This window comes from Burkholderia sp. 572 (genome assembly GCF_040545135.1).
Lineage (GTDB): Bacteria > Pseudomonadota > Gammaproteobacteria > Burkholderiales > Burkholderiaceae > Burkholderia > Burkholderia cepacia.
Map to the genome: position 1 here is coordinate 14,011 of NZ_JBEPLH010000018.1, position 23,129 is coordinate 37,139.

21 protein-coding genes, 1 tRNA gene and 1 pseudogene are annotated in these 23,129 nt (G+C 67.6%); 14 read left to right on the forward strand and 9 right to left on the reverse strand.

Translation table 11 applies throughout. The annotated features are described in order from the left end of the window. Window positions 1-174: 174 nt before the first annotated feature. The 3 genes from ada (at window position 175) to gshA (ending at window position 4,313) form a co-directional block, all read left to right on the forward strand. Window positions 175-1,266, forward strand: a complete 1,092-nt coding sequence (ada, locus tag ABIC51_RS29105) for a bifunctional DNA-binding transcriptional regulator/O6-methylguanine-DNA methyltransferase Ada (RefSeq protein WP_027788812.1) — start codon at window positions 175-177, stop codon at window positions 1,264-1,266. Further along, on the forward strand, window positions 1,263-2,222 hold the full coding sequence (locus ABIC51_RS29110) for a DNA-3-methyladenine glycosylase family protein (RefSeq protein WP_175900868.1): 960 nt from the start codon (window positions 1,263-1,265) through the stop codon (window positions 2,220-2,222). Before ada ends, ABIC51_RS29110 begins: the two co-directional genes overlap by 4 nt. A gap of 477 nt (window positions 2,223-2,699) precedes the next feature. After that, complete coding sequence (gshA, locus tag ABIC51_RS29115) at window positions 2,700-4,313, forward strand: glutamate--cysteine ligase (protein WP_060206884.1); 1,614 nt, start codon at window positions 2,700-2,702, stop codon at window positions 4,311-4,313. 102 nt (window positions 4,314-4,415) lie between these two features. Here the strand turns inward: gshA and ABIC51_RS29120 are convergent, their stop codons facing one another. Then, window positions 4,416-4,727, reverse strand: coding sequence for a DUF4148 domain-containing protein (locus ABIC51_RS29120; protein WP_027788815.1), 312 nt, complete (start codon window positions 4,725-4,727; stop codon window positions 4,416-4,418). 429 nt (window positions 4,728-5,156) lie between these two features. On the opposite strand from ABIC51_RS29120, the gene ABIC51_RS29125 reads away from it, so the two are divergent. Next, window positions 5,157-6,797: an L-lactate permease gene (locus tag ABIC51_RS29125; protein WP_027788816.1), complete on the forward strand. Its 1,641-nt coding sequence runs from the start codon at window positions 5,157-5,159 to the stop codon at window positions 6,795-6,797. Window positions 6,798-6,892: 95 nt separating this feature from the next. Here the strand turns inward: ABIC51_RS29125 and ABIC51_RS29130 are convergent, their stop codons facing one another. Next, window positions 6,893-7,837 (reverse strand): LysR family transcriptional regulator, encoded by a 945-nt coding sequence (locus tag ABIC51_RS29130; protein ID WP_175852347.1) that lies wholly within the window; start codon window positions 7,835-7,837, stop codon window positions 6,893-6,895. Window positions 7,838-8,066: 229 nt separating this feature from the next. Here ABIC51_RS29130 and ABIC51_RS29135 point away from each other — a divergent pair, with 229 nt between their 5' ends. Next, window positions 8,067-10,241: a phosphocholine-specific phospholipase C gene (locus ABIC51_RS29135; protein ID WP_027788818.1), complete on the forward strand. Its 2,175-nt coding sequence runs from the start codon at window positions 8,067-8,069 to the stop codon at window positions 10,239-10,241. A gap of 217 nt (window positions 10,242-10,458) precedes the next feature. Next, entirely contained in the window at window positions 10,459-11,184 is a 726-nt protein-coding gene (locus tag ABIC51_RS29140; RefSeq protein WP_048025648.1) for a phosphonate utilization associated transcriptional regulator, read from the forward strand. Window positions 11,185-11,358: 174 nt separating this feature from the next. Here the strand turns inward: ABIC51_RS29140 and ABIC51_RS29145 are convergent, their stop codons facing one another. The 3 genes and pseudogenes from ABIC51_RS29145 to ABIC51_RS29155 form a co-directional block, all read right to left on the reverse strand. Then, window positions 11,359-11,631: a hypothetical protein gene (locus ABIC51_RS29145; protein ID WP_124547066.1), complete on the reverse strand. Its 273-nt coding sequence runs from the start codon at window positions 11,629-11,631 to the stop codon at window positions 11,359-11,361. A 41-nt stretch (window positions 11,632-11,672) separates the two neighbouring features. Next, window positions 11,673-12,191, reverse strand: a pseudogene (locus tag ABIC51_RS29150) (putative 2-aminoethylphosphonate ABC transporter permease subunit); the annotation flags it as partial. Between the two features lie 53 nt (window positions 12,192-12,244). Beyond that, on the reverse strand, window positions 12,245-12,379 hold the full coding sequence (locus ABIC51_RS29155; RefSeq protein ID WP_264165598.1) for a hypothetical protein: 135 nt from the start codon (window positions 12,377-12,379) through the stop codon (window positions 12,245-12,247). A gap of 71 nt (window positions 12,380-12,450) precedes the next feature. Between ABIC51_RS29155 and phnA the strand changes: the two genes are divergently transcribed. The 5 genes from phnA to ABIC51_RS29180 all read left to right on the forward strand — a co-directional run bounded on the left by phnA (window position 12,451) and on the right by ABIC51_RS29180 (window position 17,621). Then, window positions 12,451-13,689, forward strand: a complete 1,239-nt coding sequence (gene phnA / locus ABIC51_RS29160) for a phosphonoacetate hydrolase (RefSeq protein WP_027788821.1) — start codon at window positions 12,451-12,453, stop codon at window positions 13,687-13,689. Between the two features lie 29 nt (window positions 13,690-13,718). Then, window positions 13,719-15,173, forward strand: a complete 1,455-nt coding sequence (gene phnY, locus ABIC51_RS29165) for a phosphonoacetaldehyde dehydrogenase (protein ID WP_226129197.1) — start codon at window positions 13,719-13,721, stop codon at window positions 15,171-15,173. Between the two features lie 215 nt (window positions 15,174-15,388). Further along, window positions 15,389-16,171 (forward strand): amino acid ABC transporter substrate-binding protein, encoded by a 783-nt coding sequence (locus tag ABIC51_RS29170; RefSeq protein ID WP_226129199.1) that lies wholly within the window; start codon window positions 15,389-15,391, stop codon window positions 16,169-16,171. Window positions 16,172-16,185: 14 nt separating this feature from the next. Then, on the forward strand, window positions 16,186-16,866 hold the full coding sequence (locus ABIC51_RS29175; protein ID WP_027788824.1) for an amino acid ABC transporter permease: 681 nt from the start codon (window positions 16,186-16,188) through the stop codon (window positions 16,864-16,866). Then, the gene (locus ABIC51_RS29180) at window positions 16,863-17,621 is read left to right on the forward strand and encodes an amino acid ABC transporter ATP-binding protein (protein ID WP_354006729.1); all 759 of its coding nucleotides are present in this window, start codon (window positions 16,863-16,865) and stop codon (window positions 17,619-17,621) included. The genes ABIC51_RS29175 and ABIC51_RS29180 overlap by 4 nt, the downstream gene beginning before the upstream one ends. Window positions 17,622-17,658: 37 nt before the next feature. On the opposite strand, the gene ABIC51_RS29185 is transcribed toward ABIC51_RS29180, so the two are convergent. Beyond that, a complete protein-coding gene (locus ABIC51_RS29185) occupies window positions 17,659-18,474 on the reverse strand; it encodes an alpha/beta fold hydrolase (protein ID WP_027788826.1) in 816 nt (271 codons plus the stop codon). A gap of 81 nt (window positions 18,475-18,555) precedes the next feature. Here ABIC51_RS29185 and ABIC51_RS29190 point away from each other — a divergent pair, with 81 nt between their 5' ends. Then, the gene (locus ABIC51_RS29190) at window positions 18,556-19,170 is read left to right on the forward strand and encodes a CGNR zinc finger domain-containing protein (protein WP_027788827.1); all 615 of its coding nucleotides are present in this window, start codon (window positions 18,556-18,558) and stop codon (window positions 19,168-19,170) included. Window positions 19,171-19,224: 54 nt separating this feature from the next. Here the strand turns inward: ABIC51_RS29190 and ABIC51_RS29195 are convergent, their stop codons facing one another. Beyond that, complete coding sequence (locus tag ABIC51_RS29195; RefSeq protein WP_354006730.1) at window positions 19,225-20,277, reverse strand: DUF3592 domain-containing protein; 1,053 nt, start codon at window positions 20,275-20,277, stop codon at window positions 19,225-19,227. 215 nt (window positions 20,278-20,492) lie between these two features. Next, window positions 20,493-20,568 (reverse strand) — tRNA-Lys (locus ABIC51_RS29200). A 190-nt stretch (window positions 20,569-20,758) separates the two neighbouring features. On the opposite strand from ABIC51_RS29200, the gene ABIC51_RS29205 reads away from it, so the two are divergent. Both ABIC51_RS29205 and ABIC51_RS29210 read left to right on the forward strand, forming a co-directional pair. Further along, window positions 20,759-21,163: a PaaI family thioesterase gene (locus ABIC51_RS29205; RefSeq protein ID WP_027785770.1), complete on the forward strand. Its 405-nt coding sequence runs from the start codon at window positions 20,759-20,761 to the stop codon at window positions 21,161-21,163. An 8-nt stretch (window positions 21,164-21,171) separates the two neighbouring features. Continuing rightward, window positions 21,172-22,038 carry a patatin-like phospholipase family protein gene (locus ABIC51_RS29210; RefSeq protein WP_021159859.1) on the forward strand — a complete coding sequence of 289 codons (867 nt, stop codon included), beginning with the start codon at window positions 21,172-21,174 and terminating at the stop codon, window positions 22,036-22,038. A gap of 47 nt (window positions 22,039-22,085) precedes the next feature. On the opposite strand, the gene ABIC51_RS29215 is transcribed toward ABIC51_RS29210, so the two are convergent. Further along, window positions 22,086-23,099, reverse strand: coding sequence for a D-2-hydroxyacid dehydrogenase family protein (locus tag ABIC51_RS29215; protein ID WP_027788844.1), 1,014 nt, complete (start codon window positions 23,097-23,099; stop codon window positions 22,086-22,088). Between the last annotated feature and the right edge of the window lie 30 nt (window positions 23,100-23,129).

The window sequence follows — 23,129 nt, forward strand, 5'->3', positions numbered from 1 at the left end:
GGGACGGTGACGAAAACCGCGCTGCAGCAGCCGGCGCGCGCGTTTCGCCGGACTTATTTCCGGGTGATGCGCCCCTGATTATCCGGGGCGAATCACAGAGCAAGATTCAGGGCGCGACGGCACGTGCCGATGTCTAGAGTAGGCACCATCTACACTAGAGAGTGCGAGGTTCAGATGAAAACCGCCTATCCGACCGATGATGCCCGCTGGGGCGCCGTGACCGAGCGCGATCCGCATGCGGACGGCGCGTTCTTCTATGCCGTGAGTACGACCGGCGTGTTCTGCCGTCCGACCTGTGCGTCGCGGCTGCCGCGTCGCGAAAATGTGTCCTTCTTCGCCGATCCGGCCGCCGCGCGCGCGGCCGGTTTCCGGCCCTGCAAGCGCTGCCAGCCGGAAGGGCTGCCGCGCGAGCTCGAGATCGTCAACCGCGCGTGCGCGGTGCTCGACGCGCATGCCGAGCGGCTCACGCTGCAGCAGCTGAGCGATGCCGTGCACGTGAGCCCGTTTCATCTTCAGCGGCTCTTCAAGCGCGTGGTCGGCGTGTCGCCGCGGCAGTACCAGGCCGCGCAGCGCGGCGCCGCGCTGCGGCAGGCGCTGCAAAGCGGGCAGCCGGTCACGCAGGCGGCCGTCGACGCGGGTTTCAACTCGCCGTCGCGACTCTATGCGTCGGTACCGCGCGAGCTCGGGATGGCGCCGTCGGCGTTCCGCCGCCAGGGCGCCGGCCTGCGGATCGACTTTGCGACCGCCTCGACGTCGCTCGGCACGGTGCTCGTCGCGGCGACCGGGCAGGGCATCTGCCGGATCGCGTTCGGCGACGAACCGGCCGCGCTCGTCGGCGAGCTGAAGGACGCGTTCGCGCGCGCCGAGCTGGTCGAAGCGTCGGCACGGCTCGCGCCGTTCGTCGCGCAGATCCGCGCGTACCTGGACGGCACGCGGCACGCGTTCGACCTGCCGCTCGACATCGCGCCGACCGCCTTCCAGCAGCGCGTGTGGGAAGCGCTGACGCATATTCCGTACGGCGAAACACGCAGCTACTCGGAGATCGCCGAGGCGCTGGGTGCGCCGCGTGCGGTGCGCGCCGTCGCGTCCGCGTGCGCGTCGAACCCGGTCGCGCTCGCGATTCCGTGTCACCGCGTCGTACAAAAGGGCGGCGCGCTGTCCGGGTATCGTTGGGGCGTGCGCCGCAAGGCGACGCTGCTTGCCGCCGAGGCGCGTCACGTGCACGACGATGAAACCGAATCCGTTGCGGAGGGCAGCGCAGTTTGAGCATCGCAAGAACGACGATTACGTCCATCGTGAACGGCGGCCGTGTGCCGCCGTCCGCGCAAATGGAACTGCGATTCAATGCGCCTTACGACTGGGCGCGCGTCCTGCGCTTCTTCAGCGGGCGTGCGATTCCGGGCGTCGAGCAGGTGGCGGACGGCGTGTATCGCCGCATCGTCGACCTGCACGGCGACGCCGGCCGGCTCACGGTTGCGAAACATCCGCGCAAGCATTGCCTGGTCGCGACGGTCGAAGGCGCGGTCGCGCGTCATGTCGACGACGCGTTCGCCGCGCGCGTCGCGACGATGTTCGACCTCGGCGCCGATCCGGCCGCCATCGACAGCGGGCTGGCGCGCGATCCGTGGTTCGCGCCGCTCGTCGAGGCCGCGCCGGGGCTGCGCGTGCCGGGTGCATGGTCGGGGTTCGAGCTGGCCGTGCGCGCGATCGTCGGCCAGCAGGTGAGCGTGAAGGCCGCGACGACGATCGTCGGCCGGCTCGTCGAGCGGGCCGGCGAGCGCGTGGTTCATGAAGACGACGGTGCGCCCGCATGGCGTTTTCCGACGCCGGAGGCGCTGGCCGCCTGCGATCTCGACAAGATCGGGATGCCCGGCAAGCGGGTGGCGGCACTGACGGGCACGGCGCGCGCGGTGGCGGCCGGCGACGTGCCGGTCGATCGCGAGCACGCCGATCTCGCGACGCTGCGCGGTGCGTGGCTCGATCTGCCCGGCATCGGCCCGTGGACCGTCGAATACATCGCGATGCGCGCGTGGCGCGATCCGGATGCCTGGCCGGCCTCCGATCTCGTGTTGATGCAGTCGATCGCCGCGCGCGATCCGGCGCTCGACCGGCTCGCGACCCAGAAGCGCCGCACCGAAGGCTGGCGGCCGTGGCGCGCGTACGCGGCGCTGCATTTGTGGAACGAAGTGGCCGACCGGGCGGGCGGCGCGCGCGGCGGGTGAGGGCAACTGCCGATCACCGAGTTTCGCGGCCGGGTGCGACCCGGCGTAGCCGCGATGCAACCCGTCGCGCGGGCCGTGCCGGTGTTCGCAGGCGACCGGCCGGACTTCGGCCGTCACAGCCATTTCTCGAATCCGTCGTCCGCCCGATGCAGGGCGCACGACGCACACTTTCGCCTCTCTCCGCGGCCGATTCGGCGGCACGGTTGCACCTGCCGTCACCCGTTCGCGCGTCACGTTCCGTCGGACGAATGCGCTCAACCGGCGTGCCCGTCGTCGCCGCCTGGAACCGTCGGGAGATGCGGCGATCGCCGCGGCCGGCCCGTCCGGCGGCCCGCTCCGGCCCGCGCACCATGCCCGGCGCCACCTCAAGCGCGGGTTTCGGCGAGATGTTAAAGTGCCCGCTACCAACGAAGCGACCAACAATCCAGCCGGCCGCGCGCGGCGTTCTGCGCGCGGCCGTCACGCACTTGCGTCTCCATGTCGAACACCATGACTCACCGCCAGTCCGAACTGCTGCTGAATCGCCTCGAAGCACTGAGCTCGGGCCCGACGCGGCAGCATCTGCCCGACGGCCTGCGCGGCATCGAAAAGGAAAGCCTGCGCGTGACGCGCGACGGGATGATCGCGTTCACGCCGCATCCGCGCGCGCTCGGTTCGGCGCTCACGCATCCGGCACTGACGACCGATTATTCCGAAGCGCTGATCGAGCTGATCACGCCCGCGGAACGTGACGCCGCGATCACGCTCGAACGCCTCGACGATCTGCATCGCTACGTCTATGCATCGCTCGGCGATGAGATGCTGTGGAACGACTCGATGCCGGGCCTGCTGCCGGCCGACGACCAGATCCCGATCGCCGACTACGGCACGTCGAACATCGGTCGCCTGAAGACGGTGTACCGGCGCGGCCTCGCGTATCGCTACGGCCGCACGATGCAGTGCATCGCCGGCATCCACTACAACTACTCGCTGCACGAGGAAGTGTGGCGGCGCCTGCATGCGGAAGAAGGATCGACGGCCACGCTCGTCGATTACCAGTCGGAGCGCTATCTCGCGCAGATCCGCAACTTCCGTCGCCGCAGCTGGCTGCTGATGTACCTGTTCGGCGCATCGCCCGCGCTCGACACGAAGTTCCTGCGCGGCAAACCGCACAAGCTCGACACGTTCGACGCCGATACGCTGTACCTGCCGTATGCGACGAGCCTGCGGATGAGCGATCTCGGCTACTCGAACACGACTGCCCAGGCCGCGCTGCACGTCGACTACAACACGCTGCCCGGTTATCTCGACGCGTTGTCGAAGGCCGTGAGCGAGCCGTATCCGGCGTACGAGGCCATCGGCACGCATCGCGACGGCGAGTGGATCCAGATCAACACGAACGTGCTGCAGATCGAAAACGAGTTCTATTCGACGATCCGGCCGAAGCGCGTCACGTATTCGGGCGAGCGGCCGCTGCATGCGCTCGCGTCGCGCGGCGTGCAGTACATCGAGGTGCGCTGTCTCGACATCGATCCGTTCGAGCCGACCGGCATCGCACTGGAAACCGCGCGCTTCATCGACGCCTTCCTGCTCGCGTGCGCGCTCGACGAGAGCCCGGTGCTCGATTGCCCCGCGTACCAGGAGGCGAACGCGAACTTCGGCAGCGTGACGATGGAAGGGCGCAAGCCCGGGCTCACGCTGCAGCGCGACGGCGCGCCGATCACGCTGCAGGCGTGGGCGGACGAGCTGATGACCGATATCGAAACCGTCGGCCGCCGTCTCGACGAAATCCGCGGCGGCGACGAACATGCGCGCGCGATCGCCGCGCAGCGCGAGAAGCTCGCCGATCCGGAGCGCACGCCGTCCGCACGCGTGCTGCGCACGATGCGCGAGCACGGGCAGTCGTTCCTCGGGTTCGCGCTGGCGCAGAGCGAAGCGCATGCCGCGCATTTCCGCGCGCACCCGCCGTCGGCGGAGACGCTGCGCACCGAGCAGGCGCTCGCCGCGAAGTCGCTCGCCGAGCAGGCCGAGCTTGAAGCGAAGGAGGCCGGATCGTTCGACGCATTCGTCGCGGCCTATCGCGCATATACGCTGAACCGCTTCAGCGTGTGATGCCTGGCGCACGCGCACCGCGTCGGTCGGCGCGGTGCGCGATGCGTCCTCCGTCGCCGGTCGGTGTGCGCCGTGGCGCCCCCGATCCGGGTCGATCCACCGTCAGTGGTGTGCGTACGTGCCGCGATCGATCGCGTGCGGCAGCGCCGGCTTGCCCGATTCCACGTTTGCCCTGCCGTCGCTGCCGTAGCCGGCGTCCCCGCCGCGTGCCTGCGCGGCACGGTGCATGATCGCCTGCATCTTTTCCGGAAAGTCGGGACTGCTTGCCAGGCTCGTCCGGTAGCCGGCGGCCTGCAGCTCCACGAGTTCCTGGCGGACCTCGGCGCGCGTCAGCGTCGACGCGGCCTGCGCGTGCGCGGCGAAGGCCGCGCCGATCAGCACGCATGCGCATACGGCTTGTTTCATCGTCTTCATCGTCTTCATCGTGTTCACTCCGTGAGGTTCCGGTGCCGTGCCGTGGCCGGCGCGGGCGGAATCGATGCAGCCAGTCTAGGCTTCGGACGCCAGACGAAACATCCCGCCCGCCGTCAGGCACCTTTGCCGCATGTGCAACATTGCGCGGGTGAGCCGCGCGTGACGGGCATCCTGTCGAACGCGACAGCGGCCCGCCCGCTGCCTGTCAGCCTGCGGCGGCAGGCCCGTATCGGGTCGGCACGCATCGGGCTTGTCCTCCTTGTACAAGCGCCCCGCGCCTCCTAACCTCTTTTAAGCGACCGGTCGGTTGGCCGTGCGACGTCGTTGCGTGCACAAGCGCCTGAGCGCCGTCGCGATTGCGGAAGGACCGCTTTGCACCGAATCCGGGGGCGCCGCCGCGCCAGCCCCGGGGTCGACTTTGGAGACGCGATGAATCCCACCGACGCCCTGCCGCCCGGCATTGTCTTCGCGCAGCCGTTGACGCCGGTCGCCAACTCGCTGCTGCTGTCCTTCCTCGTCGCCGCGATTCCGATCGCCGTCGCGCTGATCGCGCTCGGCGTGCTGCGCCGCCCCGCGTGGCAGGCGTCGCTCGCCGGGCTGGTCGCCGGCCTCGCGGTCGCGATCGGCGCATGGGGGATGCCGGCCGGGCTCGCGTTCAACGCGGTCGGCGCGGGCATGGCGCTCGCGGTCGTGCCGGTGATGTGGATCGTCTTCAACGCGCTGCTGTTGTACAACATCGCGGTGAAGTCGGGCCGCTTCGACCAGTTCCGGCAGTGGATGCTCGACAACCTGCCCGACGATCGGCGCCTCGTGCTGCTCGTCGTCGCGTTCTCGTTCGGCTGCCTGCTCGAAGGGATCTCCGGCTTCGGCACGCCGGTCGCGATCACGAGCGCACTCCTGATCGCGCTCGGCTTCCCCGCGCTCGAAGCGCTCACCTATACGCTGCTGTTCAACACGGCGCCGGTTGCGTTCGGCGCGCTCGGCGTGCCGATCACCGTGCTCGGCGCGGTGACGTCGCTGCCGCCCGCGACACTCGCGCAGATGGTCGGCCGCCAGTTGCCGTTCTTCGCGCTGCTGTTGCCGTTCTACGTGGTCGGCGCGTACGGCGGGCTGCGCTCGATCTCGAAGCTGTGGCCCGCGCTGCTCGTGTCGGGCGGCAGTTTCGCGATCGCGCAGTTCGTCACGTCGAACTTCCTCGGCTACCAGCTCACCGACGTGCTGTCGTCGCTCACGTCGCTGATCGTCACGATCGGTTTCCTCCAGGTGTGGAAGCCGCAACCCGATCCGCAATACGCGCTCGCGCGCAGCGTGCCTGCAACGGCCGGTGCCGCCCGCGCGGGTTTCGGCGGCTGGCTGCCGTGGCTCGTCGTGTCGGTGGTCGTGATCGTGTGGGTGCACGCGAACGTCGCGGCGATCGGCGACGTGAAGATCAAGTGGCCGGGCCTGCACAACGCGGTGTTCGTGTCGCTGTACCACAAGCCGTATGCGGCGATCTGGGACTTCCAGCCGCTCGGCACGGGCACCGCGATCCTGCTCTCGGCGATCATCACGGCCGCGCTGACGCGCACCGGCGCCGGCGCGTTCCTCGAGTGCGTGGTCAAGACCTGGCGGCAGACGTGGATCGCGATCGTCACGGTGATGATGATCGTCGGGCTCGCGTACCTGCTGAACTACTCGGGAATCAGCTATACGCTCGGCACCGGCGTCGCGTCGACGGGGGCGCTGTTCCCGCTGGTGTCCGCGTCGCTCGGCTGGATCGCCGTGTTCCTGTCCGGCAGCGACACGTCGGGCAACGCGCTGTTCGGCAACCTGCAGGTCGTGGCCGCGCGGCAGCTCGGCCTCGATCCGGTGCTGATGGCCGCGACCAACTCGTCGGGCGGCGTGATGGGCAAGATGATCTCGCCGCAGAACATCGCGACGGGCGTGTCGACGACGGACCTGAAAGGGCAGGAAGGTGTCGTGTTTGCGCGCACCTTCTGGCACAGCGTGATCCTCACGCTGCTGCTCGGCGTGCTGGTGTTCCTGCAGCAGCACGTGCTGACGTGGATGATTCCGGCACTGCCGAAATGAGGTGAGCGCAACGACAGAAGGAAGGCACGAGGAAAAACGAGGGAAGGCGCGGGAAAAGCGCCGGCAAAGTGCGGAACCGGCGAACGCGCGGCAGTTCAGCGCGCGTTCGCCGGCCGCGCCGTTCGTCCTGCTTCATCCGCCCCGGCTGCGGAGGCCGCCGCGGTCGCCGCAGCCGTGTTGCCGTCGGCCGGCAGGATGCACGCGAGAAACGCGTCGATCGCGGGGCTCTGGCGGCGCGCCTTCAGGTAGTACACGTATTCGTCGATCGTCGTGTCGACGCCGCGCAGCGCGATCACGCGCAGGTCGGGATGGCGCTCGGCCTCGCCGAGCGGAAACAGGCTGCCGCCCACGCCGTGCAGGATCGCCTCGCGGATCGCTTCGCGGCTGCCGATCTCGGCCATCGATACGGCCGCGACACCGGCCGCCGCGAGGATCGTCTCCGTGCAGCGGCGCGTCACCGAGCCTTCCTCGCGAATCAGCAGCCGCACGTCGGCGAGCTGCGCCGGATCGATCGCGTCGAAACGCGCGAGCGGATGCGTGCGATGCACGACAAGCACGAGCGGGTCGGTCGAGATCACCTTGCGTTCGAGGCCTTCGGCGTCGTTGCGCTGCGACGATACCGCGAGATCGATGCGGAATTCCTGCAGCGCTTGCAGGATTTCCTCGGAGTTGCCGATCCGGCACGTGAGCGCGATCGACGGATGCGCGTTCGAGAAGCGGCCGACCGCGTCCATGATGTAGTACGGCCCCGTCGCACCGATCCGCAGATGACCTTCGAACAGGCCGCCGACGTTGCGCAGCATGATGTCGGCCTGCGCCTCGAGCGCGATCATCTTCTCGACGAGCGGCAGCAGCTCGATACCCGTCTCGGTGACCTCGAGCTTGCGGCCGCTGCGGTAGAACAGCTCGACGCCGTACAGCTGCTCGACCTGCCGGATCTGCGCGGCAATCGTCGGCTGGCTCACGCCCAGGTGGCGCGCGGCGCGCGTGATGCTGCCCTGCCGGACGGTCGCGTGGAACGCCTTCAGCTGATCGAACACGACTCGGCTTCTCCCCTCTTCATCGCGCGTCAGCGTAGCGCATGCGTGTGTCGGCCGCATGAAAGGCGCGTCGTGCGCCGCTTCGAAAAAAAGCTGGGGGTGAGCGCAAGAAACCTGCTGGAACCGGTCACGGCCGGGACATGCCGGTGCGGGGTAATAGCGCGTAACACACCGACCGCCGGCCCCGCTCGACCGGCACCCCATTCCTACCGACAACAGGGTTCCCTTCATGTCTTCGAACAATCGACGCGATTTCCTGCGCCTCGCCGCGCAGTCGGCCGGTGCGATGGCCGCCTACGCGGGCTTCCCGCCCGCGATCCGCAATGCGCTGGCGATGCCGGCCGCCTACCGCACGGGCACGATCCGCGACGTCGAGCACGTCGTGATCTTCATGCAGGAAAACCGTTCGTTCGACCATTACTTCGGCGGGCTGCGCGGCGTGCGCGGCTTCAACGACCCGCGCCCGCATCTGCTGCCGAGCGGCGCGCCGGTGTGGCAGCAGCCGCCGGCATCGGTGTTCACGAAGAACTACCATTCGCGCGGCCTCGATCCGTCGGCGCCGTACGTGCTGCCGTTCTACCTCGATCCGAAGCAGACGACCGAATTCCAGCCGGGCACCAACCACGGCTGGAGCAGCGGCCACCTGTCCTGGAACAACGGCCAGTGGGACCAGTGGGTGAACCAGAAGCAGGACGTGCTGACGATGGGCTACCTGAAGCGCCAGGACCTCACGTACCACTACGCACTGGCCGACGCGTTCACGATCTGCGATTCGTACTTCTGCTCAGCGCACGCCGACACCGCGCCGAACCGCATCTACCTGTGGACCGGCACGGTCGACCCGCGCAACATCTACGGCACCCCGCCGAACGGCCCGGGCATCGGCGAGCGCGACGACGTGAACGGCTACACGTGGACGACCTACGCCGAGCGCCTCGAGCACGCGAAGATCAGCTGGAAGGTGTACCAGGGCGGCACGGGCATCCCGGGCGACCCGACCGACAACTACACCGACAACTCGCTGATGTTCTTCAAGAAGTTCCAGGTGAAGGAAGGCGCGAGCGGCCCGCTGGTCGACAAGGGCGCGTCGGACCACACGCTCGCCGAGCTGAAGGCCGACGTGCAGGCGAACCGGCTGCCGCAGGTGTCGTGGATCGTCGCGCCGTACAAGTACAGCGAGCACCCGCAGGCGTCGCCGACCGACGGCGCGTTCTACATCAACATGGTGCTCGAGGCGCTGACGTCGAACCCGGAGGTGTGGGCGAAGACGGTGTTCATCCTCAACTACGACGAGAACGACGGGCTGTTCGACCACGTCGTGCCGCCGGTGCCGCCGGTCACGAGCGGCGTGGGCGGCCAGGGCATCGTGTCGTCGAACCTGCTGTCGAATCTCGGCGACGAGCTGCTCGACCTGAACAGGTACCCGGGCGAAATGAGCCCGCTCGTGCCGGGCGCGGACCCGGGCGGCATCCAGCCGATCGGCCTCGGGCCGCGCGTGCCGCTGATCATCATCTCGCCGTGGACGAAGGGCGGCTGGGTCTGCTCGGAGACGTTCGACCATACGTCGGTGCTGCGTTTCCTCGAAGCGCGCTTCGGCGTGAAGGAGCCGAATATCAGCGCGTGGCGCCGCTCGATCTGCGGCGACCTCACGTCGGCGTTCGACTTCTCCGCGCGCCCCGACACGCGCACGGTGAGCTTCACGGTGCCGCAGCACATCGCGACGGCTGGCCAGGCGTACCAGGTGCCCGCGCAGCAGGCGATGCCGGCGCAGGAACCCGGCACGCGGCCGGCGCGGGCGCTGCCGTACGAGCTGTTCGTGCACAGCCGCGTGAGCGGCCATGACGACAGCGTGTCGCTCGACTTCGCGAACACTGGCGACGCGGGTGCGGCGTTCTACGTGTACGACCGCCGCAATCCGGCAACGCCGCCGCGTCGTTATGCGGTGTCCGCGCACGATCGCTTCGTCGACACGTGGAACACGTCGGCTGCACGCGGCGATTACCATCTCGCGGCATACGGCCCGAACGGCTATCTGTGCGAGTTCCAGGGCAACACGCGGCTCGCGGCCGACGGGCGGCACGCGAACCCCGAAGCGCGGATCGGCTACGACGTGCGCAACCGTCACGTGTACCTGCAACTGCGCAACAGCGGGCGCGCAACCTGCCGCGTGACGGTCGACAACGCGTACAGCCATGCGCATGCGCGCACCTACACGCTGGAACCGGGCGAACGCGTCGAGGATCACTTCGCGCTGTCGTCGAGCCACGGCTGGTACGATCTGACGATTACCGCGACGACGCTGCGCGGCGGCGACGACAAGGTCGTGCGCCGCTTCGCGGGCCACGTCGAGACGGGCCGGCCGAGCCACAGCGATCCGGGGCCGGTGAAGCACGCGACGGCCTGACGGCCGTCACGCGTCGCGCGATGCGGGTGAGGTCGGCCCGCCGCGCGAGCACCGCCTGCCGGCTGCATCCCGATTGCATCCCGATTGCATCCCGGTACGTGGGATTGGCTTTTGGAAACTGAAAACTGTTGACAATGTGTCGGGCCGAGGGTATACAAGGATCATTCGCCGATATGGCGCCCTCGTTCCCTACCGCAGCCTTGCTGCCTGCCCGACCATGACAGCCCCGAACGCGCTCAGCGCCATCGAACTCCTGCAAAGCCAGTCGCTCGCGATGATCGTCCAGGACATGCTCGAGCGCGCGATCGTCTCCGGCGAATACGCACCCGGCGAGAAGCTCAACGAAGTCGAGATCGCGACCCGGCTGAACGTGTCGCGCGGCCCCGTGCGCGAAGCGTTCCGGGCGCTCGAACAGGCCGGCCTGCTGCGTAACGAGAAGAACCGCGGCGTGACGGTGCGCGTCGTGCCGCTGCGCGAGGCCGAGGAGATCTACGAAGTGCGCGCGATGCTCGACGAGTCGGTCGCGCGCGCGCTCGCGAAGCGCATCTCGCCCGACACGCTGAAGGTGCTGAAGGGCATCATCCAGTCGATGAAGGACGCCGCGAAGACCCACGATGTCACGCGCTATACGGAGCTGAACGTGCAGTTCCACGACGCGATGGTCGTCGGCGTCGGCAATACGCACCTCACCGATACCTACCGCCGGCTGGTGCGCCAGCTCGGGCTGCTGCGCCAGGCAGCGATCGAGGCCGAGGAAGACGCGATCGCGGTGTCCGCCGCCGAGCACGACAAGATCGTGCAGGCGCTCGCGCGGGGCGACGAGGAGCAGGCGGTCGCGCTGGTGCGCGAGCACGTTTCGCATGGCCTTGCGCGGATGCGCCGTACGCACGAGCAGGGGCTGCCCGCGACGGGCAAGGCGGCGCGGGAGAAGGCCGGCGCGTGAGTGGGGGCGGTGCGCGTCATCGCACATTGATGACGAAAGAGCGTTGACCGGGCGCTCACCGCCTTCCGTTCTTGCATGGCGAGTTTCGGCTGGCTTGCTTGTCGCATGGGACAAGCGTAGCTCCGGTCGAAATCGAGGGCGCGCGGGCTGAATGCAAGGATCGCCGGCAGGCGATCATTTGCCGCGTCGTTTATCAAAGGCATCGTCCAGAACCCAGCCCGTGCCGGATTCGCAGTGCACTTGTGTGTATGCGTAAATTTTGGCAACACGATCCGTCAATGGAACACAGGATTCACCTTTCCTGACCGTAAAGATCGGCTGGGTTCTATCGTCGTTTGGCTCGGCAAACGCAGGCATGTTCTGAAGCGCTGTCCACTTCTCGTCTTTATATTTCGAGCACGCACCGATCGTCATGGTGAGTGCGGCGAATAACAGAAGGCGCATCATTTTTTGGGATATCGTCGGATTCCAATCAGGCGTTTCGAGTGGCGCAGGCGGCGCGTGCCCATCGCGTCGGCGGCCTCGTAGAGCCGGCCGTCGGCCAGCGACAGCGCGGTGACGAGGATCATCAGCACGTGCGGGAATGACGCGGACACCCTGCTCAGCACGATGCCCGGCAGCCCGTAGATCGAATGGCCGTGCAGCAGCGGCTTCAGCAGCCCCGCGTTGCCGAACCGGTAGATGAACAACGTCGCGGACAACAGCGTCGGCGCGAGCAGCGGCAAGAGCGCGATCGGGCGCGCGGCGTTCTTCAGCGGCATGTACGAGCGCGTCAGCGCATACGCGAACGTGAACATGAACGCCATCGGCACGACGATCATCGTGACGAGCGCGCCGACCGTCAGCGAATGCAGCATCGAGCGCAGCAGGCCGCTGTCCTTGAGGTAATCGACGAAGTTGTGCGCGCCGACGAATCGCCCGTCGGCATCGACGAAGCATTTCTGCACGACGAGCGCGAGCGGCAGGAGCAGGAACAGCGACATCAGCGTGGCCAGCGCGAGACGGGCCGCGCCCGCCGGCCATGCATCCAAACGCCTGTTTACCGGCACTTCGTTCATCTTCAGACCCCTTGACAGTGGCGCCGCGGCACACGGCGGATGAGTGGAGACCAGCCCTCTTGCTGCTGCGTTGTTTTGCTTTCTGTCGTCTGCATGTTGTTGACAATCAACATATCATCAATTTTAATGTCGAGCATGGAAAGCACCTCCCTTCGGCGCGGCGCGGGCGCCGACGGCTCTACCCTTCGAACCGAAAGGAATGAACGTCATGACTGAAACGCCTGTGTCCGTGGAAGTGAACGGCCGTCGCTACAACTGGATGAGCCGGCCGGTGGTGGTCGTCTGTGTCGACGGCTGCGCATACGAATACCTGGAGGAAGCCGCCGAGGCTGGCGTCGCGCCGTTCCTGCGCACGCTGCTGAAACCGGGCACGGCGCTCAAGGGCGAGTGCGTGGTGCCGAGCTTCACGAACCCGAACAACCTGTCGATCGTGACGGGCGTGCCGCCGGCCGTGCACGGGATAAGCGGCAACTATTTCTACGATCGCGACACCGGCGCCGAGGTGCTGATGAACGATCCGAAGTACCTGGTCGCCCCCACCGTGCTCGCGGCCTTCGCCGAGCAGGGGGCGCGCGTCGCGGTCGTCACCGCGAAGGACAAGCTGCGCCGCCTCCTCGGCAAGGGGCTGAAGGGCATCTGCTTCTCGTCGGAAAAGGCCGACGAGGCGACCGTCGAGGAAAACGGCATCGACAACGTGCTCGAGCTGGTCGGCAAGCCCGTGCCGAGCGTGTACAGCGCGGACCTGTCGGAATTCGTGTTCGCGGCCGGCGTGCGCCTGCTCGAGACGCGCCCGATCGACCTGATGTACCTGTCGACCACCGACTACGTGCAGCACAAGTGCGCGCCCGGCACGGAAGGCGCAAACGCGTTCTACGCGATGATGGACACGTACCTGCAGCGCCTCGACGAACTCGGCGCGATCGTCGCGATCACGGCCGACCACGGGATGAACGCGAAGCACGACGATGAAACCGGCGAGCCGAACGTGATCTACCTGCAGGAGCTGTTCGACGAGTGGCTCGGTCACGACGCGGCGCGCGTGATCCTGCCGATCACCGATCCGTACGTCGTGCACCACGGCGCGCTCGGCTCGTTCGCGACCGTCTACGTGCCGGCGTCGGCCGATGCCGAGGCGCTGCGTGCGCGGCTCGCCGCGGTCGACGGCATCGAGGTCGTGCTGACGGGCGCCGAGGGCTGCGCGCGCTTCGAGCTGCCACCCGCGCGCATGGGCGACCTGATCGTGATCTCGAAGCAGGACGTCGTGCTCGGCACGCGCCGCATCAAGCACGACCTGTCGGGCCTCGACGTGCCGCTGCGTTCGCACGGCGGGATCTCCGAGCAGATCGTGCCGCTGATCTTCAGCAAGCCGGTCGCCGGCGACGTCACGGGCCGTGCGCGGCTGCGCAACTTCGACATCATCGACATCGCGCTCAACCATCTGCAGTGATGCGTACGCATCCGCAAGGGGACACACTCATGAACGCCATTGCAGCATCGACGGACGTCCGCGAGATTCGTCGCGAAGCACTGCGAATCGACGGCGAACGGATTCATCGGGACGCGGTGATCGAAGTGCGCAACCCGTACGACGGCGCGCTGGTCGGCACCGTGCCGAAGGCGACGCTCGACGACGTGCGGCGCGCGTTCGCGGCCGCGCATGCATACCGGCCGGCGCTCACGCGCCATGATCGCGCGGCGATCCTGCGCCGCGCGGCCGACATCGTGCGTGCGCGCACGGCGGAGATCGCGGCGCTGATCACGGCCGAGGCCGGGTTGTGCATCAAGGATTCGACGTACGAGGCGGGCCGCGTGGCCGACGTGCTGACGTTCGGCGCCGGCGAAGTGCTGAAGGACGACGGGCAGATCTTCTCGTGCGACCTGACCCCGCACGGCAAGAAGCGCCGCGTGTACACGCAGCGCGACCCGCTGCTCGGCGTGATTTCGGCGATCACGCCGTTCAACCACCCGATGAACCAGGTCGCGCACAAGATCGTGCCGTCGATCGCGACCAACAACCGGATCGTCGTGAAGCCGTCCGAGAAGGTGCCGCTGTCGTGCTACCTGTTCGCGGACATCCTGTACGAAGCGGGCCTGCCGCCGCAGATGCTGCAGGTGCTCACCGGCGACCCGAAGGAAATCGCCGACGAGCTGATCACGAACCCGGCGATCGACCTCATCACGTTCACGGGCGGCGTATCGATCGGCAAGTCGATCGCGGCGCGGATGGGCTACCGGCGCGCGGTGCTCGAACTCGGCGGCAACGACCCGATCATCGTGATGGAAGACGCCGATCTCGACGAAGCGAGCACGCTCGCGGTATCGGGTTCGTACAGGAACTCGGGGCAGCGCTGCACCGCGATCAAGCGGATGCTCGTGCACGAGTCGGTGGCCGATCGCTTCACCGAACTGGTCGTCGAAAAAACGCGCGCGTGGCCGTACGGCAATCCGGCCGATCCGTCGGTGGACATGGGTACGGTGATCGACGAAGCGGCCGCGAAGTTCTGCGAGCGGCAGGTGAACGACGCGATCGCGCGCGGAGCGCGGCTGCTGGTCGGCAACGTGCGCGACGGCGCGCTGTATTCGCCGACGGTGATCGATCGCGTGACGCCCGACATGCCGCTCGTGAAATACGAAACCTTCGGGCCCGTGTCGCCGATCATGCGTTTCCGCGACATCGACGAAGCGATCCGGATGTCGAACAGCACCGACTATGCGCTGTCGTCGTCGGTGTGCACGAACCGCTTCGATCACATCACGCGCTTCATCACCGAGCTGGAAGTCGGCAGCGTGAACGTGCGCGAAGTGCCGGGCTACCGGCTCGAACTGACGCCGTTCGGCGGCGTGAAGGATTCGGGGCTGGGGTACAAGGAAGGCGTGCAGGAAGCGATGAAGAGCTTCACGAACACGAAGACGTATTCGCTGCCGTGGTAAGCGGTGTGTAAGCCGCGCGCACCGGTTTCGCGGCCGGTGCGCGCGTCGATCGGTGCGTTGAGCGGCGCGTTGATCGACGCGTTATTCGATCGGCTCATATCGATAGCCGATTTGCGTTTTTGCCGTGCCTCGACGCGTCGGTAGAATTCGCGGACTTCTCGAACGGCACGCGCGTGCCGCGGGATCAATCCCTCCAATCATTCGGGGTCCGCACCATGAAAATCCTTCGCTCCATCCTGGTCGTCGCCATGCTGCAGGCCGTTTCGGTCACGAGCGCACTGGCGGCCGACGACCTGTCGCAGATCAAGTCGTCCGGCGTGTTCCGGGTCGGTACCGAAGGGACGTACGCGCCGTTCACGTACCACGACGAGACCGGCAAGCTGACGGGCTTCGACGTCGACATCGCGACCGCGATCGCGCAGCGTCTCGGCGTGAAGCCGCAGTTCGTCGAAGGCAAGTGGGACGGGTTGATCGCGGGCCTCGACGTGAACCGCTACGACGCGGTCGTCAACGAAGTGTCGATCACCGACGCACGCAAGGCGAAATACGATTTCTCCACGCCGTACATCACGTCGCGCGCGGTGCTGATCGTGCGCGTGGACAACACGACGATCCGCTCGTTCGACGACCTGAAGGGCAAGAAGTCCGCGAACACGCTCACCAGCAATTTCGGCAAGCTCGCGGCCGCGCATGGCGCGGACGTCGTGCCGGTGCAGGGCTTCAACGAATCGATCGACCTGCTGAGCTCGGGGCGCGTCGACGCGACGATCAACGATTCGCTGTCGTACCTCGATTTCCGCAAGCACAAGCCGGACGCGAAACTGAAGATCGCGGCGACCGACGCGGGCGGCGCCAGCGATGCATCGGGCGTGCTGCTGCGCAAGGGCAGCCCCGCGCTGGTGGCCGCGATCGACAAGGCGCTCGCGGACATCAAGGCCGACGGCACCTACGCGAAGATCTCGCAGAAGTATTTCGGCCGCGACGTGTCGCAGCCGTGACGCGAGGCTGAACGATGCCGGCCTGGCTTCACCTGATGGCGGAATCGCTGAAGCCCCTGCTCGTCGCGGGGCTCGTGTTCACGGTTCCGCTCACGCTCGCGTCGTTCGCGATCGGTCTGCTGCTCGCGTTCGGCGCGGCGCTCGTGCGGCTGTTCGGGCCGCGCTGGGCGCAGGCCGCCGTGCGGTTCTACATCTGGCTGTTTCGCGGCTCGCCGCTGCTCGTGCAGCTGTTCGTGATCTTCTACGGCCTGCCGAGCGTCGGCATCGTGCTCGATCCGCTGACGGCCGCCGTGATCGGCTTCTCGCTGAACGTCGGCGCGTACAACGCGGAGGTGATCCGCGGCGTGATCGAATCGATTCCGAAGGGGCAGTGGGAGGCCGCGTACTCGATGGCGATGACGCGCCCGCAGGCGCTGCGCCGCGCGATCCTGCCGCAGGCCGCGCGCGTCGCGCTGCCGGCTTTGTCGAATTCGTTCATTTCGCTGGTGAAGGACACGTCGCTCGCGGCCGTGCTGACCGTGCCGGAGATCTTCCAGGCCGCGCAGCGGATCGCGGCCGTGACCTACGAACCGATGATCCTCTATACGGAAGCCGCGCTGATCTATCTGCTGCTCAGTTCGGTGCTGTCCACGCTGCAGCGTCGCCTCGAAACCCGCTTCGGCCGTCACGCGCTGTTCCAGGCGGAGTTGCGATGATCCGGCTCGAACGCATCGACAAGTCGTTCGGCACGCAGCGCGTGTTGCACGGGATCGACCTCGCCTTGCAGCCCGGTAGCGTGACGGCGCTGATCGGGCCGTCCGGCAGCGGCAAGAGCACGCTGCTGCGTTGCGTGAACCTGCTCGAAGTACCCGAGGCAGGTGCGCTGACGGTCGGCGACGCCCGCATCGACTTCTCGCCGGCGCACCGGCCGGCGCGCGACGCCGTGTTCGCGGTGCGCCGCCAGACCGGCATGGTGTTCCAGAACTTTCAGCTGTTTCCGCACCTGAGCGTCGTGCAGAACGTGATGGAAGGGCTCGTCACCGTGCAGCGCTGGCCGCGCGAACGGGCCCGCGAACGCGCGCTCGCGCTGCTCGAGAAGGTCGGTATCGCGAACAAGGCCGACGCGTGGCCCGGCACGCTGTCGGGCGGCCAGCAGCAACGCGTCGCGATCGCACGTGCGCTTGCGCCGTCGCCGCAGGTGCTGCTGTGCGACGAGCCGACGTCGGCACTCGATCCGGAGCTGTCCGTCGAAGTCGTCGAGGTGCTGCGCCAGCTCGCGCGCGAAGGCACGACGATGCTGATGGCGACGCACGACCTGCGCCTGGCCGCGTCGATCGCGTACGACGCGGTGTTTCTCGCGGAAGGGCGCGTGGTCGAGGCCGGTGCATCGCGCGACCTGTTCGGCGGCCCGCGCGATCCGCGCACCGCGAAGTTCATCTCGACGCTCGCGCAGGGCGTGCCGGTGTTCTGACGCGGCACGCGACAAGCGACACGCGGTACAGGCGGCGTCAACCTTTCCCTGGCCGGTCGAGCACCGCCGCGACGATCGCTTCCGGCGCATCTTCCTGCACCAGGTGGCCCGCGCGCGGCACCCTGATCAGCTGGCCGCCGGCGATGCGATCGGCCAGCGCCTGCCCCTGTTCGAGCGGAATCCACGCGTCGTCCTCGCCCCACACGATGCGCACCGGAAAGTCCGGTGGCGCATAACGGGCCTCGGCTTCCTCGATGTAGTGCTGGCGCATCTGCGCGATCTGGCGATAGAACGCGGCCTGGCCGGCTGGCGTGAGCCACGGCGCGCGGTAGATCGACAGCGCCTCGTCGCTCAGCGGCCGGGCGACGGCGTTGCCGAGATAGGCCGACACGAGTGCGTGATGCGCATACGCGGGCAATCCGGTGAAGGCGGCTTCGTGCTGCGCGACGTGGCGCACGAACGGCGAACCCTGCGGCGCAATCGCGACCGGGTTCACGAGCGTGAGATCCGCATAGGCGACGCCGTCGAGGAAGTGCGCGCGCAGCACGGTGGCGCCGCCGTAGTCGTGCGCGAGTACGTGCGGTCGCGAAATGTTCCACGCGTCGAGCATCGCGCCGAACAGCGCGTTCTGGCGGCCGAGCGACACGTCCGCATCCGGCATGTCGGATTGACCGTAGCCGAGCAGGTCGTAGAAGAACACGCGATGACGGCGCGCGAGCCACGGTGCGATCCGCCGCCACACCTGCGACGAAAACGGCGTGCCGTGCACGAGCACGAGCGGCGGGCCTTCGCCGAACGTTCCCCAGGCAATCCGGTGGCCTTCGAAAATGAAGCGGTTGGCGAGTTCGAGCATCGGCATCTCCGTGCTAACCTGTTTTGGTTGTTAACAGGTTACTCCGGATCGTCCGGGCGTGAAACCGATAGGTGAAAATAAATGGTTACTCGACACGAACCCGTGCGACATGCGCATGAATGGGGGGCAGCCGATTTTGTCGGCGGCCATCCGGCGCTCGACTTCCTCAACACGGTGGCCGACACGGGCAAGACGCGCGACGCGGACAAGTTCGTCGACTGGCCGGCCGTGCATGCGTGGGCGGAGCGATCGGGGTTGCTGGCGCCGGCCGATCTGGCGCGGCTTCTGCGTCATGCGCGGCAGGACGACGCCGACGCACTGGTCGCGCTGCATCGCTTTCGCGAGGAGGCTTACACCGCGATCGCACACCTGACGGCCGGCAGTGGCGGCACTGCCGGCGCGCGCGCGGCGGGCCGGCTCGCCGTTGCGATCCGCGAGGCGATCGGGCGCAGCGCGTTCGATGCGGCCGACGGCCGGTTCGCGTGGCGGCCCGACGCACGCGTCGCGTCGCGCTGGGTCGACGCGGCCGCACTCGGGTTCGAGCATCTGCTGCGCAGCGACGATTTTGCGCGCGTGCGCCAGTGCGGCCGTTGCACGTGGTTCTTCGTCGATCGCGGGCGCGGCGTCGGGCGGCGCTGGTGCGACATGCGCACCTGCGGGAACCGCGCGAAAGTGGAGGCGTTCAGGGAGCGGTGACGCGCGCGCCGAGCCGGTCGTCGTGCCGCGCGGTGCGCGGCCGGCACGCGAACGTCATGGCGCGGCTTCGTGCGGCGGGTGTTCCGGCCATAGCGTCGCGGCGATGAACAGCCCGGCCGCGAGGAACGGCGCGCCGATCGCGAACAGGATGGCCGTGAGGCCCCAGTGATCCCAGAAGCGGTCGACCACCGCGCGCTCGGGGGTGACGGGGTCGTACAGCACGTCGACCGCTTCGCCTTCGTGCAGGCCCGGATGCGACGACGCCGAACCCTGCGCGAACTTGATCTGGCGTCCGCTGTCGGTCGTGAACGCGACGATCGCCGAATACAGCGACGTGCGCGCGCGGGGCGAGTGCGCGTTTTTCGCGATCTCGACGACATGGCCGGTGGAACGCGCATAGTGGTGGATGACCTGCCACTGGCGCAGGCCGGCCGCGCCGGCGCCGGCGATGAAGCCCGTGCCGATCGCGATCGGAATCAGCACGATCGCGATATCCCAGCGGCTGCGCACGTGCTTGCGGGCGCGGCGGGCCGGCGGCGGGGCGGACGACCGGCGGCGGCGCTCGCCGGCGATCAGCAGGCCGCCGATCGCGAACGATGCGATGGCGAGCAGCGCCGGCACGATCGCCGGAAACCAGCGTTGTGCGAAATCGTCGATCAGCGCGGGGCGTTCGGGGTGGCCGGGGTCGAGCCATACCTCGACGTTCTCGCCGATGTCGTAGGCGGGGACGGTCGATGCGGTATTGCCGGCCACTTCGCGGCGCTGGCCGTCGTTCGCGAGGTACGCGACGATCGGCCGGTACGCGCGCATCGCGTCGCTGTCCTGCACGATGCGCACGACCGTGCCCGGTGCGCGGACCAGCTGGCCGGTCGCCTGCCCGGCCGTCACGGCAAGCATGCCGGCCAGGACGAGCAGCACGACGCCGAGCGCCATCGCGACGAGTGCGTCCCTACCCGGCATGACCGGATCCGGTTCTTCGTGCTTCGCACTGCGGATTCCGGCCTGATCGGGGGGATGGCGTGACCCGCCGAACCGGCCGATATCGGCGCAACCAGGCCCTCTGAATGGTCGCGTCCCGTTCACATGCTTCCATGTCTGACGTCCCATGCTCTCTCAGTGCCGGCGGGCGAACGACAGTGCCCCTGCGCCGGTCGTGTGATATTTGTCGGACGATTCTAGCGGAAACGATGCGGAAGATGGGTGCGCTCGCGTACCACGGGGGGCGCGCAACGCGAAGCGAGGCGGCGTAAATGAACAACGGCAGGAAAGCGGCGTAAACGGAAAAGGCCGGTCAGCTTGCGCTGACCGGCCTTTGAAATTCCTGGTGGGGCGTGAGTGACTCGAACACTCGACCTACGGATTAAGAGTCCGCTGCTCTACCAACTGAGCTAACGCCCCCAACAGAAGAAAGATTATGCACGAGCATTTCAGGCTTGGCAAGTCCTTTCTGCAAATTTCCTGAGAATATTTCGTCACGACAACGGTGGCTGCCGGCCCGATAACGAGCGATCGCAGTTTTCGTGCTCCCGGTATGATGACGCCACACGTGTTGCGCGGCGGTCGCGCAACGCTTTCTGGGCTTTCGAAGATGGACGAAAACGCAGTCCGCGAATTGCTGGATCGCCTGCTGGCCCCCTGGGTCCGCTCGCTTGGTCTGGTCCCCGTGTCGATCGGCGACGACAGCGTCACGCTGCGCCTGCCGTTTTCCGGCGAATTCCGCCATTCGGGCGGTGTGATCTGCGGCCAGGTGTTCACGGCGGCCGCCGATACCGCGATGGTGGTCGCGATCTCGGCCGCGCTCGGCGAGTTCCGGCCGATGACGACCGTGTCGTTGAACACGAACTTCATGCGTCCCGTGCGCAAGGGCGACGTGCTCGTCACCGCGCGCGTGCTGCGGATGGGCCGCAATCTCGTATTCGGCGAAGTCGAGCTGTTCGACGAAGACGGCAAGATGGCCGTTCACGCGACGTCGACCTACGCGCTCGTCAGCTGAGCGGCGCGATGTTCGACCAGATCGTCTTTGCGGGCGGCGGCAATCGCTGCTGGTGGCAGGCCGGCTTCTGGGACGTCGCACAGCCGGCGCTCGGCCTGCGCCCGCGCGTGATCACCGGTATCTCGGCCGGCGCGGCAACCGCCTGCATGCTGTATACACGCGACGCCGCCTGGGTGATGCGCTATTACGAAGAGGCGCTGCGCCACAACCGGAAGAACGCGTACTGGGGCAACCTGTTCGGGCGCGAGCCCGTGTTTCCGCATTACCGGATTTATCGTCAGGCGCTGCTCGACATCTACGGCGAACCGTTCGCGAAGCTTGCCGCGGCGCCGGAGATCCGCATCGGCGTGTCGCATGTGCCGCGCTGGCTCGGTGCGCGCAGCGCAGTCGCCGCCGGTCTCGTCGCGTACAACATCGAGAAGTACGTGCGCAAGACGCTGCACCCGACGCTCGGGCGCACGCTCGGTTTTCGGCCCGAATTCGTGCGTGCGCAGGCCTGCACGCAAGTCGAGGAACTCGCCGACCTGATCCTGCAGTCGTCCTGCACGCCGCCGTTCACGCCGGTGCTGCGCCGCGGCGGCCGGCCGGTGCTCGACGGCGGGATGGTCGACAACGTGCCGGTCGACGCGCTCGACCCGACGCCGGGCGACGTGCTGGTGCTCGTCACGCGGCTGTATCCGCGCCCGCAGATGTTCACGGTCGCGCATGGCGAGCAGCGTCGGCTGTACGTCCAGCCTTCGAGCAAGGTGCCGATTTCGAGTTGGGATTACACGAGCCCGTCGCAGATGCGGCATGCGTACGATCTCGGTCGGCGCGACGGCGAGCATTTCCTCACGCGCGTCGATGCGATGACGGGCGGCCGCGTGGCCGCCTGACGATCGGGAATGGAGGAGCGGGGCCGCGGCATGCGCGGCCCGCGCGGTCAGCGCTTGCGGATCGGCGTCAGCGCTTCCGGGTTGGCAACGCTCGACATGTCGCCGTCGTCGAACGCGAGGATGTTGCGGAACGCCGCGCTGAAGTAGAGCTCGTAGCTCTCGCGCTCGACGTAGCCGATGTGCGGCGTGCAGATCACGTTTTCCATTCGCAGCAGGCTGTAGCCCTGCAGGATCGGCTCGCTCTCGAACACGTCGATCGCGACCATCCCCGGACGGTTGTGCGACAGTGCGTTGACCAGTGCGTTTTCCTCGAGCAGTTCGGCGCGGCTCGTGTTGACGAGCAGCGACGTCGGCTTCATCCGCATCAGGTCTTCCTGCTTCACGATCCCGCGCGTGTCGTCATGCATGCGCAGGTGCAGCGACAGCACGTCGCTCTGCTCGAACAGCGCTTCGCGGCTTTCGGCGGCCGTATAGCCGTCGGCGCGCGCGGCCTCGAGCGAATGCTCGCGGCCCCAGATCAGCACGTTCATCCCGAACGCCTTGCCGTAGCCGGCGACGAGCCGGCCGATCTTGCCGTAGCCCCAGATGCCGAGCGTCTGGCCGCGCAGCACCTGGCCGAGGCCGAAGTTCGGCGGCATGGCCGACGTCTTCAGGCCCGACTGCTGCCAGGCGCCCTGCTTCAGGTTCGCGACGTACTGAGGAATGCGGCGCTGGGCGGCCATCACGAGCGCCCAGGTCAGTTCGGCGGGGGCGACCGGCGAGCCCGTGCCTTCGAGCACCGCGATGCCGCGGTCGGTACAGGCTTCGAGATCGATGTGGCTCGACACGCGGCCGGTCTGGCTGATCATGCGCAGGTTCGGCAGCTTCGCGAGCAGTTGCGACGAAATCGGGGTCCGTTCGCGAATCAGCACGAGCGCCTCGACTTCCGCCAGACGGCTGGCGAGTTGTCCCAATCCGCGCACCGTATTGTTGAAGACCTTCACGTCGTGGCCGGCAAGCATCTCGAAGCAGTTCAGCTTGCGGACGGCGTCCTGGTAGTCGTCGAGGATGGCAATTTTCATGATGAGCGGGTGTCGCGCGTTGAAAGCGGC

What these genes read in the sequence shown, in the direction of transcription:
- ABIC51_RS29120 (WP_027788815.1), bottom strand. Translation starts at nt 4,727, where the DNA reads ATGAAGACGATGAAACAAGCCGTATGCGCATGCGTGCTGATCGGCGCG.
- ABIC51_RS29155 (WP_264165598.1), bottom strand. Translation starts at nt 12,379, where the DNA reads ATGCTCGACATTAAAATTGATGATATGTTGATTGTCAACAACATGCAG.
- ABIC51_RS29195 (WP_354006730.1), bottom strand. Translation starts at nt 20,277, where the DNA reads ATGGGACGTCAGACATGGAAGCATGTGAACGGGACGCGACCATTCAGA.
- phnY (WP_226129197.1), top strand. Translation starts at nt 13,719, where the DNA reads ATGAACGCCATTGCAGCATCGACGGACGTCCGCGAGATTCGTCGCGAA.
- ABIC51_RS29210 (WP_021159859.1), top strand. Translation starts at nt 21,172, where the DNA reads ATGTTCGACCAGATCGTCTTTGCGGGCGGCGGCAATCGCTGCTGGTGG.
- ABIC51_RS29145 (WP_124547066.1), bottom strand. Translation starts at nt 11,631, where the DNA reads ATGATGCGCCTTCTGTTATTCGCCGCACTCACCATGACGATCGGTGCG.
- ada (WP_027788812.1), top strand. Translation starts at nt 175, where the DNA reads ATGAAAACCGCCTATCCGACCGATGATGCCCGCTGGGGCGCCGTGACC.
- ABIC51_RS29190 (WP_027788827.1), top strand. Translation starts at nt 18,556, where the DNA reads ATGGTTACTCGACACGAACCCGTGCGACATGCGCATGAATGGGGGGCA.
- phnA (WP_027788821.1), top strand. Translation starts at nt 12,451, where the DNA reads ATGACTGAAACGCCTGTGTCCGTGGAAGTGAACGGCCGTCGCTACAAC.
- ABIC51_RS29170 (WP_226129199.1), top strand. Translation starts at nt 15,389, where the DNA reads ATGAAAATCCTTCGCTCCATCCTGGTCGTCGCCATGCTGCAGGCCGTT.
- ABIC51_RS29185 (WP_027788826.1), bottom strand. Translation starts at nt 18,474, where the DNA reads ATGCTCGAACTCGCCAACCGCTTCATTTTCGAAGGCCACCGGATTGCC.
- ABIC51_RS29175 (WP_027788824.1), top strand. Translation starts at nt 16,186, where the DNA reads ATGCCGGCCTGGCTTCACCTGATGGCGGAATCGCTGAAGCCCCTGCTC.
- gshA (WP_060206884.1), top strand. Translation starts at nt 2,700, where the DNA reads ATGTCGAACACCATGACTCACCGCCAGTCCGAACTGCTGCTGAATCGC.
- ABIC51_RS29215 (WP_027788844.1), bottom strand. Translation starts at nt 23,099, where the DNA reads ATGAAAATTGCCATCCTCGACGACTACCAGGACGCCGTCCGCAAGCTG.
- ABIC51_RS29135 (WP_027788818.1), top strand. Translation starts at nt 8,067, where the DNA reads ATGTCTTCGAACAATCGACGCGATTTCCTGCGCCTCGCCGCGCAGTCG.
- ABIC51_RS29180 (WP_354006729.1), top strand. Translation starts at nt 16,863, where the DNA reads ATGATCCGGCTCGAACGCATCGACAAGTCGTTCGGCACGCAGCGCGTG.
- ABIC51_RS29140 (WP_048025648.1), top strand. Translation starts at nt 10,459, where the DNA reads ATGACAGCCCCGAACGCGCTCAGCGCCATCGAACTCCTGCAAAGCCAG.
- ABIC51_RS29205 (WP_027785770.1), top strand. Translation starts at nt 20,759, where the DNA reads ATGGACGAAAACGCAGTCCGCGAATTGCTGGATCGCCTGCTGGCCCCC.
- ABIC51_RS29125 (WP_027788816.1), top strand. Translation starts at nt 5,157, where the DNA reads ATGAATCCCACCGACGCCCTGCCGCCCGGCATTGTCTTCGCGCAGCCG.